Raw genomic sequence first — 12,489 nt, forward strand, 5'->3', positions numbered from 1 at the left:
CGGATGCACGTGCGTCGGCACCCGCCCGCCCACACCCGGGCGTTCCCCAAGACGCTCCCGGAGGGCCCGGGCGCCGGAGCCCACCACCGGCCCGCACACCAACCCGGCAGAATGGACCCCGTGCGGTACCTGATCCTCGGCACCACGGAAGCACGTGACCCCTCCGGCGCCCCCGTCCCCCTAGGCGGCAGCCGGCTCCGCGCCCTGCTCGCCGCCCTCGCCCTCCACGCCGACCGCCCCGTCTCCGCCGATGCCCTCATCGCAGAGGTCTGGGGCCCGGACGCCGACCTCCCGCACGACGCGAGCGGCGCGCTCCAAGCGCTCGTCTCCCGTCTGCGACGTGCCCTGGGCAAGGACGTCGTGACCTCCGGCCCCGGCGGCTACCGCCTCCTCACCGGACCCGGTGACGTCGACCTCCACGTCTTCGAGCGGCTCGCCGCAGAAGGCGCCGCCGCCCTCGACGCGGGCCACCCGGAGACCGCCGCGAGCAAACTGCGCGAGGCACTCGCCCTGTGGCGCGGCCCGGCGTTCGCGGATCTGCCGGACCGGCGGTCGGCGGCGGCCCGCCCCGAGGCGCTGCGCCTCACGGCGCTGCACCGCAGGATCGACGCGGACCTGGCCTGCGGACGCGCCGCCGAGACGCTGCCGCAGCTGCGGGAGCTGGTCGCGGACCACCCGCTGGACGAGCCGTTCCACGTACAGCTGATCAGGGCGCTGCGCGCCGCGCACCGCTCCGCGGACGCGCTCGTGGCGTACGAACAGGCCCGCAGGGCGCTCGCGGACCAGTTGGGCGCGGACCCGGGCCCGGAACTCCGCGCGCTGCACGCCCAACTCCTGGCAACGGACGAACCACCCGCACAAACCATCCCCACCCGCACCCCCACCCCCGCACCACCACCCCAACCACTCAAAGCCCCGCAGGGAAACCTCCGCCCAAGACTCACGAGCTTCGTCGGCCGCGAGCTCGAACTCCTCGAAATCCGGGCCGACGTGGCGCAGTCGCGTCTGGTGACGCTCACCGGACCCGGCGGCTCCGGTAAGACCCGCCTCTCGGAAGAGGCGGGTGCGGCGCTGACCGGCTCGGACTACCCGGACGGGGTCTGGATCGCGGAACTGGCCCCGCTCGACCATCCCGAAGCGGTGCCGCAGGCGGTCCTGAGCGCTCTCGGCCGCCGGGACACGACGATCTTCGGCGTGGCCCGCGAGGGCATCAAGGGTTCGGCCGGCGGCGCGGGCGCCGACCCCGGTGATCCGACCGTGCGCCTGCTGGAGCACTGCGCGCACCGCCGGCTGCTGCTCGTGCTGGACAACTGCGAGCATGTGATCGGCGCGGCGGCCGAGTTGGCGGCCGAACTGCTCGCCGCGTGCCCCGGCGTCACGGTGCTGGCGACGAGCAGGGAGCCGCTGGGAGTGCCGGGCGAGACGGTGCGCCCGGTGGAGCCGCTGTCGCCGACGACCGCGCACCGGCTGTTCGCCGAGCGCGCCGCGGCCGTGCGCCCGGGGTTCGACCCGGAGCAGGACGTGGCGGCCGTCGACGAGATCTGCCGCCGGCTGGACGGTCTGCCGCTGGCGATCGAACTGGCCGCGGCCCGGCTGCGCATGCTGTCCCCGCGGCAGATCGCCGACCGCCTGGACAACCGGTTCCGCCTGCTCACCAGCGGCAGCCGTACGCTCCTGCCGCGTCAGCAGACGCTGCGCGCGGTCGTCGACTGGAGCTGGGACCTGCTGTCGGAGGAGGAGCACTCGGCGCTGCGCAGCCTGAGCGTCTTCGCGGGCGGCTGGACGCTGGCCGCCGCCGAGGCGGTGGTCGGCGGAGACGACGTCATCGAGCTGATCGGCCAGCTGGTCGACAAGTCCCTGGTGGTCGCGGCACAGCCGGACAAGAACAACGAGGACGACGGCACAGAGATCGGCACCAGCACCGGCACCTCGATCCAGACCGAGGACGGCGTCCGCTACCGCTTCCTCGAGACGATCCACGAGTACGCGGCCGAACGCGCCCAGGAGCGCCCGCAGGAGCTCGCGGCGGCCGCCCGCCGCCACACCCACTACTTCCGGCGGTTCGTGCGGACCGCCGACCCGGAGCTGCGCACCACCCGCCAACTGGTGTGGCTACGCCGGCTGGAGGCCGAGCTGGACAACATCCGCGCGGCACTCCAACGGGCGATCACGGCGCAGGACGAGGCGGACGCGCTGCCCCTGGCCGTCGACATGGGCTGGTTCTGGTGGCTGCGCAACTACCGGGAGGAGGGCGCCGGCTGGCTGGGACGGATCATCGAGATGAGCGAACCGGGCGAGCGGGACGACCCGTCCTTCTGGGCGCGGATGGACGCCCGGCTGCTGACGTTCTTCGTGAGTACGGACCACGCCTCGGAGGAGTTCCTCAACACCCGTCCGGTGCAGGAGACGGCCGCGCTGATCGCCGATGTGTACGGGGACGCGGGGGCGGCCTCGGCCCGCTTCCCTGGCCTGCTGTGGCCGATCGCGAGCTACGTCGGCGGCGGACGTCTGGCGATCCGCGAGTGCACGGACTCCGTCGTCGCCAACTGCCGTGAGTACGGGGACGACTGGGCGCTCGCGGCCGCCCTGATGTTCCGTACGCACGTCACCATCGACCTGCCCGGCGGACTGGCCCGTGCCACCGACGACTGGAACGAGCTGACGGTCCTCAGCGGCCGCGTCGGCGACCGCTGGATGCTCGCGCAGGTGCACGGCGCGCGCGCCGAGATGGAGGTCATGTGGGGCGAGTACGCGGCGGCCCGCGCCGACTTCGAGGCGGCGCTCCGGCTCGGCGAGGAGCTGGGCGCGCGCGCCGAGGGGCCGTTCCTCGTCGGGCGGATGGCCGAGCTGGCCATCCGTTCGGGTGATGACGCGGAGGCCGAGAAGCTCTGCCGCCGGGCCGAGGAGGGGGCGGAGCAGTTCGGGGTGATGGACGCGCGGAACTACGTCCGCGCCCTGTCCGCGTGGCTGTCGCTGCGCCGCGGCGATGTGCAGCGGGCCCGTGAGCTGTGCGTGCTGGCCCGTGACGAGGCGAGCCAGGGCACTCCGCCACCGGTCTTCGCGGTGGTTCTCGCCGGTCTCTTCGCCCGGATCGCGGCCGCGGAGGGCGATCCGCGGGACGCGCTGAACCAGGTCAGTGGCGCGGTGCGGCTGGGCATCGACACGGGCTCCACGGAGCCGATGATCGCGGGCCTGCTGGAGTACGGGTCCGAGCTCCTCGTCGAGCTGGGCGAGCCGGGGGCCGCCGCACGGCTGCACGGGGCGTCGTCGGCGCTGCGCGGGCCGCTGCTGCCGCGTACGGTCCCGGAGACGGTGAGCTTCCGCGGGGCGGAGGCGGGTGCGCGTGCCGTGCTGGGCGACGCCGGGTACGAGGCCGCGTACGCGGAGGGCGAGGGACTGGACCTGGAAGCCACGGCCGCCACCCTCGCGGCGGCGGCGGCCTCCGCCCCGGCCGCCACCCCTCGCGGCGGCGGCAGCCTCCGCCCCGGCCGCCCCTCGCGGCGGCGGCGGCCTCCCGCCCCGGCCCCCGCTTCCGCCACGGCCCCCGCTTCCGCCACCGTCGGGGAATAGCTCCGCACCGGTCACCGTTGCTGAATATTGATCATTCAAGCAATTTGGGAGTGTCCGTGAAGGTCGAGATCTACAGCGACATCGCCTGCCCGTGGTGCCACGTCGGCAAGGCCCGCTTCGAGCGCGCCCTCGCCGCCTTCCCGGGGGCCGCTTCCGTCGAAGTGGTCTACCGGCCGTTCCAGCTCGACCCGGCCGCTCCCGAGAAGCCGCAGCCGCACCGCGAGGTGCTGGCCGCCAAGTACGGGCCCCAGTCCCTCGCCATGGACGAGAAGATCACGCAGCTCGGCGCGGCCGAAGGCCTGACCTTCGACTTCGACACCGTCGTCGAGAACAACTCGCTGCTCGCCCACCGCCTGCTGCGTTTCGTGCTCGACACCTACGGCCACGCCGCGCAGGCGCGCCTCAAGGGCCGGCTCCTGGACGCCCACTTCGGCGAGGGTCTGGACATCGGCGACCGCGAGCGCCTCGCCGACGCCGCCGTGGCCGTCGGCCTCGACCGGGCGCCGGTCGCCGCGTTCCTCGCCGGCGACGACCTCGTCGACGAGGTGGCCGGGGAGATCGACGAGGCCCGGCAGCTCGGCATCACGGCCGTCCCGACCTTCGTCTTCGAGGGCACGTGGATGGTCCAGGGCGGCCAGGAGACGTCCACGTTCCTCCGCGCCCTGGAACAGGTCGCGAAGGAGACCGGAACGGTCGTGACGGACCAGGACGGCGGCGTGTGCGCCGATGGAGCCTGCGAGGTCCCGGCGAAGGACCACGACCACTGAGGCCGCCTGCCCTGCCGATGCCCTGCCGATCAGGAACGTCCCCTACTGGCAGCTGATCCTGGACTGGGCCCAGTCCGCCACGTTCACGAACTGGTAGCGCTCGGCGGACTCGACGACCAGCCGGATCGTCTTCTGCCCGGCGATCCCGACACTCACCGGCACCGCCGCGTCGCCCCCGCGCACCACCTGCGACCGCCACAGCCGCCCGTTGTCGCCGTAGACGGAGAAGCGGACCGCGCCCAGCCCCATGGTCATGTCGTCGGCACCGGCCAGTGCGTCGTACGTCGTGCAGCTGCGGTTGAGGTCGATGAGCACGGACGACGGGGAGCGCACGGTGATGCCGTGTTCGTACTCCTCGCCGGCGATGTTCAGGCCCCAGCGGTCCCAGACCCAGCTGCTGCGCCCGAGCCGCACCGTCGGCTTCGTGTTGTCACCGATCCCGCTCCACCCCAGCTGGTTGACCTGGAAGACCGTGGGAGCGGGGGGCGGCGAAGGAGTGGGTGTGGGGGTCGGCTCGGGCGTGGGCTTCGGGGCGGGTGACGGCGTGGGGGAGGGCGACGGCTTCGGCTTCGGCTTCGGCTTCGGCTGAGCAACGGGAACGGCGGGCTTCGGCGCCGGCGGCTTCGGTGCCACCCTCGGCGGCTCGGGGCTCGGCTTCGGCTTCGGGGGCGGCGTCGGCGGCGGTGTGGTGACGGGCGCCACCACCGCCGGCTTGGCCTGCGGCTTCGGCGCGGGCGCGTCATGCCCGATGTTCATCGCGGCGAACGCGATACCGGCGGCGGCGACCACCACGGCCGCCACGATCCCGGCCTTCACGGGCGCGCCGAGACCCTCGGCCGCGGCGCCTCCGCCGGCGGCGCCGGCTCCCGCCCCGCCACCCGACGCGGCACCCGTGGCGGCGGCTGCCGCACCTCCGGCGGCACTCGCCACTCCGACACCCGCCACGATGCCGGCCACCTTCGCCGCGTACGCGGCGGCGAACCAGCCGATGACCGCGACCGGCAGCAGGCCCTTGAGCGCCGAGTTGACATCGGCCAGCTCCAGCGCCGCCGCCCGGCACCGTTCGCACTCCTTGAGGTGCTTGCTCAACTCCCGGTCCGCACGCATCCGCAGACCGCCGCGCGCATGCGCGCCCAGCCGGTCGGCGTAGCGCGCGCAACTGCCCCCGGTGGTCAGCATCGAGCTCACGTGCGCCTGCAGATAGGCCTGCCGCAGACCCTCGCGGGCCCGGTGCGCCAGTACTGCCGTGGCGTTGGCCGTCAGGCCGAGCAGCGGGGCGATCTCGCTCGGCGACTCCTCCTCGACGGCGGTGTGCCACAGCACCGTCTGCCACCGCTCGGGCAGCGTACGGAACGCCCGGATGGCCAGCGACTGCTCGGCGTCGTGCATGGCGCGGACGTCCGCGCCCAGGTCCAGCGTGTCCTCGTTCGTGGACGAGCCCGCCGCCGACACCGCGAACACCGCGAAGTCCTCGACGAGTTGCTCGCGCCGGGCGGTGTTGCCCCAGGACGCGGCGACGCGCCGGACCGTCGTCAACAGGTAGGCGCGCACCGCCGAGTCCGGACCGCTGCCGCCGCGCACCGCCTGGAGCGTGCGCGCGAAGACCTCGCCGGTCAGGTCCTCGGCGGTGTGCGCGTCCCGGCAGCAGCTGCGGGCATAGCGGCGTACCGAATCGGCGTGCCGCCGGTACAGCTCCTCGTACGAGCTGTCGTCACCACCGCGTACCCGGGCGACCAGATCGGCGTCCGACAGCGGTACGTGGGACTCCGGTTCACGCTGCTCGGGAACCCGGCGCGATGGCAGTCCGCCGCCCGCTTCCGCACTTGCAGCAGCGTTCGACTCGCCGTTTGCCTCGTCCACCGCGCCAGGGTGTCACACCATGTGCATCCCGAGATATGCCGCGACAGGGAACCACTCGTCCGGGGAGCCTTCGCTCACCGGTCCTTCACCATTGATCGCCTTTTCACCCGGTCTACTCGGCCGGGGCCGTGCTCCAACTGAGCGTGGACGGGGCCGAAGGGCCCTCCGCGGCCGCGGAGGACGGGCGTGAGCGCAGTCCGTCCAGCAGGATCTCCAGCAGCCGTGCCGACGCCGCCGCCTGCTGTGCCGGATCGGGCAGCGAGGGCGCCGCGGTGGCTATCACCAGCAGCACGTCTGCCACCGAGACATCACCCCGCAGTTCGCCCGCCGCCCGCGCCCGGTCGACGAGCTGGCCGACGACCTCCAGCAGCGCGGGAATCCCGGTGTCGTCCGCTTCCCCGGCACCGTCGGGAACGGCCGCGTCGAGCACCGGAGCCGAGCCGGCCGACGTGCCCGCCGACGTGCCGAGGGAAGTGCCGGATGATCCGTCGGCCGGCGGATCGGCCACCGGCGCCGGATCCGCGAGTCCTGTCGACGGTTCGCCCGGCTCCACCGCCACGCTCAGCGGCGCCCGCTGCTGCGGAACCCGCGCCGCCTCGTCCGACAGCCCGGAATGCGCGGGCAGCCCGGACAGTGCGGAAACAGCCGCCTCGACGGCGAACCCGGATCCACCGGAGCCGCCTGGCGCCGCCGGCACCCCGGACACCCCGGTCCTGACCCGCAGCACCTGCGGCGGCAGCAGCCGCCCGGCACCCGAGGCCACCGAGGTCCGCAGGAAGCGCGCCAGCGCCGACCACGCCTCGTTCTCCTGCCCGAGAGCGGTCCTCGCCTGCTCGGTCAGCCGGGAGGTCTCCTCCTCGGCGATCCGCCGCACCAGTACGTCCTTGCTCGGGAACCGCCGGTACACGGTGCCGACGCCGACGCGCGCACGGCGTGCCACGTCCTCCATCGGCGCCCCGTAGCCCAGCTCCCCGAACACCTCACGCGCGGCCCTCAGCACATGTTCCAGATTGCGCTGGGCGTCCACCCGCAGCGGGGTCGCGCGGCTGCTGCCGCCGTTACCCTCCGCGCCTGCCGCTACCGTCCATTGAGAGTCCTGAATGTGCATATGTGTATCCCCCGGTTATGACGTCTCCCCCCGGAGACTCCCCACCCGTAATGATCATCGGCGCACGACGAACGTACCCCGATGGAGTACGAACATAGTTGAGCCGAGGTCAGGAAAGAAGGGGGTCCGTTCCGCCCGGCGCGTCCCCGATCGGAGTAGCGGGTCCGACTGTTCTTCTTTCACCGGCTTTGCCCGGTCAACGACACATCCCTGACCTGCCGGATCCGGGTATCCGGTGAATCACTGCGGTACGCCCTGTGGACAAACGTCCTTCATCCATTGCGTCATGGAGCAATGACGGAGTCGGCAGCCCAGTCAAGAGCCAGGACCAGCCCGCGCATTCTCGTGATCGGCGGGGGATACGTCGGTATGTACACCGCCCTGCGCCTGCAGCGGAAGCTGAAGCGCGGCGAAGCGGAAGTGATCGTCGTCGACCCGCAGCCCTATATGACCTATCAGCCGTTCCTCCCCGAGGCGGCCGCCGGGTCGATCTCCCCCCGGCACGTCGTGGTGCCGCTGCGGCGGGTGCTGAGCAAGTGCCAACTGGTGGTGGGCGAGGCGACGCACATCGACCACGCCAAGCGGGTCGCGACCGTGGCGACCCTGGCCACCGAGGAGGAGGGCACCTCCGGGATCGAGATCCCGTACGACCACCTCGTCCTCGCCCCCGGCTCCGTCTCCCGCACGCTGCCCATCCCGGGCCTCGCCGAGTTCGCCATCGGCTTCAAGACCGTCGAGGAAGCCATCGGCCTGCGCAACCACGTCCTGGAGCAGCTCGACATCGCCTCCTCGACCCGCGATGTCGACGTACGGGACGCCGCGCTCACCTTCGTCTTCGTCGGCGGCGGCTACGCGGGCGTCGAGGCACTCGCCGAGCTCGAGGACATGGCCCGCTACGCCACGCGGTACTACCACAACCTGCGCCCCGAGGACATGAAGTGGGTGCTCGTCGAGGCCACCGAGAAGATCCTCCCCGAGGTCGGTGAGGAGATGGGCAAGTACGCCATCCGGGAGCTGCGCGCCCGCAACATCGACCTGCGGCTCGGCACCCGGCTGGACTCGTGCGAGAACCGGGTCGCGGTCCTCTCCGACGGCACGCGGCTGCCCACCCGCACCGTCGTCTGGACCGCGGGCGTCAAGCCGCACCCGATCCTCGCCGCCACCGACCTGCCGCTGAACGAGCGCGGCCGGCTCAAGGGCACCGCCACCCTCATGATCGACGGCGTCGAGGGCGCCTGGGCGGCCGGCGACGCCGCGGCCATTCCGGACCTGACGGCGGAGGAGCCCGGCAAGGAGTGCGCCCCCAACGCCCAGCACGCCGTCCGCCAGACCAAGGTGCTGGCCGAGAACATCCTCGCGTCGCTGCGCGGACAGCCGATGAAGGAGTACCGGCACAAGTACGTCGGATCCGTCGCCTCTCTCGGCCTGCACAAGGGCGTCGCCCACGTCTACGGACGCAAGCTCAAGGGCTATCCCGCGTGGTTCATGCACCGGACCTACCACCTCAGCCGGGTGCCCACGTTCAACCGCAAGGCGTGGGTGCTCGCCGAGTGGACACTGTCCGGTCTTTTCAAGAGGGAAATCGTTTCGCTGGGCTCGCTGGAACACCCGCGCGCCGAGTTCGAACTGGCCGCGGGAGGGCTCCCCAAGCCGGACGCGCCCTGAGCCACGCGATTCCCCCCGGGCCGCGGGTCGGCCACACTGGGCGTGTGACCATGTGTGCGCCAGCACCTGCAAAGCGTGACAAATACGAGGAATCGGACGTTTGCTGAATTCTCCCGGGGAGCGACCCCCCGTACCCCCGCGCGGAGCCAGGCGGTCCGGGCTGCCCCGAACAACGCCGCGAGGTGGAGCTCGGTGAACCTCACCCGCTGGAGCGCCCGGCTCCCCGGCACGCAGCGCCGTACGGCCGCGGCCGGGCGTACGCCCGACGCCGCACCCGCCGCCCCGAACGCGCCGACGGCCGGCGGAGCCGTGCCCGCGGCCCGCGCCGAGCACCCGGAAGCGCCGGCGTGCGCCGTCGACGCGCTCTCCGTCCACGACGTCCTCAGCCAGGTCCCGGCACTGATCGCCATCACCTACGGCGCCGCGCACCGCATCGCGTACGTCAACGAGGCGTACACCGAGGTCTTCGGCGCCCGCAGAACGGGTGAACCCGCCCGCGAAGGACTTCCCGAGCTCGACGAGCTCGGGCTGCTCCCGCTCATGGACCAGGTGCACCGCAGCGGCAAACCGCGCACCGTCAAGGCGCGCAAGGTCACCCTCCCCGACCGGGACCGCTACTTCACCTTCACCTGCACGCCGGTGCACACCGGCGCGGGCCACGACGGCACACCGGGCGCCCCCGGCGCGCCAGGCACCCACGGCGCCGCGCACACCACCGCTCACAGCGCCGCCCACGGCACCCAGGACGTCCCCGAGGCCAAGCGCGGCGTCCTGGTCTTCGCCGCCGACGTCACGGACCAGGTACAGGCCGCCGAGCGCCTCCGGGAGAGTGAACGCCGGCTGCACGCCACCGCCGTCACCCTCCAGCGCAGCCTGCTGCCGCAGGAGCTGGAGCAGCCCGACGATCTGCGGGTCGCCGCCACGTACCAGCCCGGCGGCACCGACGCCGCGGTCGGCGGCGACTGGTACGACGTGATCACCCTCGGCGCCGGTCGCACGGCGCTCGTCATCGGCGACGTCATGGGCCGCGGCGTCCGCGCCGCCGCCGTGATGGGCCAGCTCCGCACCGCGGTCCGCGCCTACGCGCGGCTCGACCTCCCGCCGCACGAGGTCATCCAGCTGCTCGACGGCCTCGCCTCCGAGATCGACGCCACCCAGATCGCCACCTGCGTCTACGCGGTCCACGACCCCAGCGAGGGGCGGCTCTCGTACGCCACCGCCGGCCATCTGCCGATCCTCGTCCGCGACCCCGAGGGCCAGGTGCACCGCACCGACGAGCCGACCGGCCCGCCGCTGGGCACCGGCGGCTGGGTGCACACCTCCGGATCCATCCCGCTCGGCCCCGGCTCCATGGCGGTGCTCTACACCGACGGCCTGGTCGAGCGGCGCGGCGAGGACATCGACGTCGGCATCGACTCCCTGATGAGCGCCTTCGCCGGCGCCACCGGCACCCCACAGGTCATCTGCGACCGGCTGCTGCGCGCGCTCGGCGTGACCTCCGAGCACGACGACGACGTCGCCGTCCTGGTCCTGCAGTACCCGGACCACACCGGCGCCGACGCCGAGCTCTTCCGCAACGCCTCGCTGGAACTCCTCGGCGGCATCGAGGCGGCGCCCCGCGCCCGCGCCTTCGCCACCGGCGTCCTGTCCAGCTGGCGCTTCCCCGCGGAACTGCGCGACCTCGGCGTTCTCGCCGCCAGCGAGCTGGTCGCCAACTCGCTGCAGCACGGCACCCCGCCGATGAAGCTCCGGCTCCGGCGCACCGACCGCCGGCTCATCATCGAAGTCACCGACGGCGACGACCACCTGCCGCGCCGCCGCCGCGCGGAGCCGGCCGACGAGGCCGGCCGCGGCATCTCGATCATCGCCACGATCGCCTCCAGCTGGGGCTCCCGCCGGACGCCCGGCGGCGGCAAGGCCGTCTGGTGCGAGTTCGCCCTTCCACGCGCCTGAGAACGACAGCTGCCCCGGCCGATCGGCCGGGGCAGCGTCCTACTCAGTCTTCGCCGTCTTCGCGGTGTGCGAAGGGGGCGTTCCTCGGCCGCTCAGCCCCCGACGGAGGCCTCGACCGGCCGGCCGGTCACCAGCGGGCGGTCGGCCGCCAGCGGCTCACGCGGCGCCGGAACGACGGCGTGCGGGTTGTCCTGGGCGGGAGTGAGCCCGCGGCCCATCCGCAGCGCCAGCCACGTGATGCCGAGCGAGAACGCGATCAGCATGCCGATGTAGGCACCCCACATCCCGGCCCCGGCCATCAGCCCGCCCACCGCCGGCCCGACCGCGAGGGCGAGCTGCTTCACGAGGGCGAACGCCGAGTTGTACTGCCCGATCATCCGCGCCGGCGCCAGATCGGCGACGAGCGGAGCGACGGTCGGCGACAGCATCGCCTCGCCGAGCCCGAAGAGCGCGTACGTGGAGATCAGCGTCACCGTCGCCACCGCGTGGCTCCCGTGCAGCAGACCCGAGACACCCGCCGCGACCCAGGCGACCGTCCAGATCAGCCCGACCGCCGCGATGACCCGGCTGCGCCGCCGCCGCTCGATCTTCTTCAGGATCAGGAACTGCGCAGCGACGATGACGGCCGTGTTCGCCGCGAGGGCGATTCCGAGCGTCGCCGGCTGGATGCGGGTGACCTCGGTCGCGAAGGCCGCCAGGCCCGACTCGAACTGTCCGTAGCAGGCGAAGAACATCACGCCGCCGAGCACGCACAGCTGCACCATGGCCCGGTCCCTGACCAGCATCCGCCAGCCGCCCGGGGCCTTGTCCGTCGGTGCGCACTCGATGCGCGACGTCCTCGGCAGCCGCACGGTGCAGACCACCGCGCCGAGCACCAGGAACATCACGGCCTCGATCGAGAACAGCAGCGTGAAGCTGCCGGGCCGCGAGGTGTCGACCATCAGGCCGCCGATGAGGCCGCCGATGCCCAGACCGAGGTTGTTGAGGAAGAACTGCGTCGCGAAGGCCCGCGAGCGGGTCTTGGTGGTGGAGCACCACACGATGAGTGTGGCGAGCGACGGCGCGATGATCGCGACCCCGGCGCCCATGACGGCCGACGCCGCGACCACGGTCACCGCGGTCGACGCGAGGCCGAAGCCCATCGCGCCGATGGCGGCGAGCACCGCACCGGTCATGGCCACGGGCAGCGGCCCTCGCTGGTCGATGGCCCGGCCGGTGAACGGCAGCACGCAGAGCGCGGCCACGGCATAGGCGGCCAGCACCACCCCGGCCGTCGTCGCACCAAGATCCCGTACCTGTGCCACGTAAATGAACAGGAACGGGACCGTGAAGCCGTTGCCGAACGCGCTCAGCGCGTTGCCCAGCTGGATCCGGCGCAGAGCCGCGCCCATCTCGGTGGTCACACTCACCTACCTCGGTTGTCGTTGAGTCTCGAAGACTTCAAAGTTAAAGTTAGAAGCTAAAGAGTACACACAGAAGGGCTTTAGCGCCAAGCCGTTACGTGCCATACTCGGGCCATGCCCGCAGCAGACGGTCCCGCCAGTCCCCCGCAAGAGCTGGACCTCG

The 12,489-nt window shown here is 72.7% G+C and carries 8 protein-coding genes (1 of these 8 only partly in view); 5 read left to right on the forward strand and 3 right to left on the reverse strand.

Annotated features, from left to right (window positions below; translation table 11 throughout):
* Positions 1-120: 120 nt before the first annotated feature.
* Together C8250_RS23765 and C8250_RS23770 are read left to right on the forward strand one after the other, a co-directional pair.
* Positions 121-3,570: a BTAD domain-containing putative transcriptional regulator gene (locus tag C8250_RS23765; protein ID WP_244809332.1), complete on the forward strand. Its 3,450-nt coding sequence runs from the start codon at positions 121-123 to the stop codon at positions 3,568-3,570.
* A gap of 56 nt (positions 3,571-3,626) precedes the next feature.
* Complete coding sequence (locus C8250_RS23770) at positions 3,627-4,337, forward strand: DsbA family oxidoreductase (protein WP_138359293.1); 711 nt, start codon at positions 3,627-3,629, stop codon at positions 4,335-4,337.
* Positions 4,338-4,379: 42 nt separating this feature from the next.
* On the opposite strand, the gene C8250_RS23775 is transcribed toward C8250_RS23770, so the two are convergent.
* Positions 4,380-6,140 (reverse strand): sigma-70 family RNA polymerase sigma factor, encoded by a 1,761-nt coding sequence (locus C8250_RS23775; protein WP_232486290.1) that lies wholly within the window; start codon positions 6,138-6,140, stop codon positions 4,380-4,382.
* Positions 6,141-6,309: 169 nt separating this feature from the next.
* Complete coding sequence (locus tag C8250_RS23780; protein ID WP_232486288.1) at positions 6,310-7,305, reverse strand: helix-turn-helix domain-containing protein; 996 nt, start codon at positions 7,303-7,305, stop codon at positions 6,310-6,312.
* 294 nt (positions 7,306-7,599) lie between these two features.
* Here C8250_RS23780 and C8250_RS23785 point away from each other — a divergent pair, with 294 nt between their 5' ends.
* Both C8250_RS23785 and C8250_RS23790 read left to right on the forward strand, forming a co-directional pair.
* A complete protein-coding gene (locus tag C8250_RS23785; protein ID WP_138359289.1) occupies positions 7,600-8,970 on the forward strand; it encodes an NAD(P)/FAD-dependent oxidoreductase in 1,371 nt (456 codons plus the stop codon).
* A 192-nt stretch (positions 8,971-9,162) separates the two neighbouring features.
* Positions 9,163-10,923, forward strand: coding sequence for a SpoIIE family protein phosphatase (locus C8250_RS23790; protein WP_138359287.1), 1,761 nt, complete (start codon positions 9,163-9,165; stop codon positions 10,921-10,923).
* Between the two features lie 92 nt (positions 10,924-11,015).
* Here the strand turns inward: C8250_RS23790 and C8250_RS23795 are convergent, their stop codons facing one another.
* The gene (locus tag C8250_RS23795; protein ID WP_138359285.1) at positions 11,016-12,326 is read right to left on the reverse strand and encodes an MFS transporter; all 1,311 of its coding nucleotides are present in this window, start codon (positions 12,324-12,326) and stop codon (positions 11,016-11,018) included.
* 114 nt (positions 12,327-12,440) lie between these two features.
* On the opposite strand from C8250_RS23795, the gene C8250_RS23800 reads away from it, so the two are divergent.
* Positions 12,441-12,489, forward strand: partial view of a MarR family transcriptional regulator gene (locus tag C8250_RS23800; protein WP_138359283.1) — the 5' portion only. It continues 512 nt past the right edge of the window; only the first 49 of its 561 coding nucleotides appear in the window; its start codon is at positions 12,441-12,443; its stop codon lies off the right edge, out of view.

This window comes from Streptomyces sp. So13.3 (assembly GCF_005860785.2).
In the GTDB taxonomy this organism is placed as follows: Bacteria; Actinomycetota; Actinomycetes; order Streptomycetales; family Streptomycetaceae; genus Actinacidiphila; species Actinacidiphila fildesensis.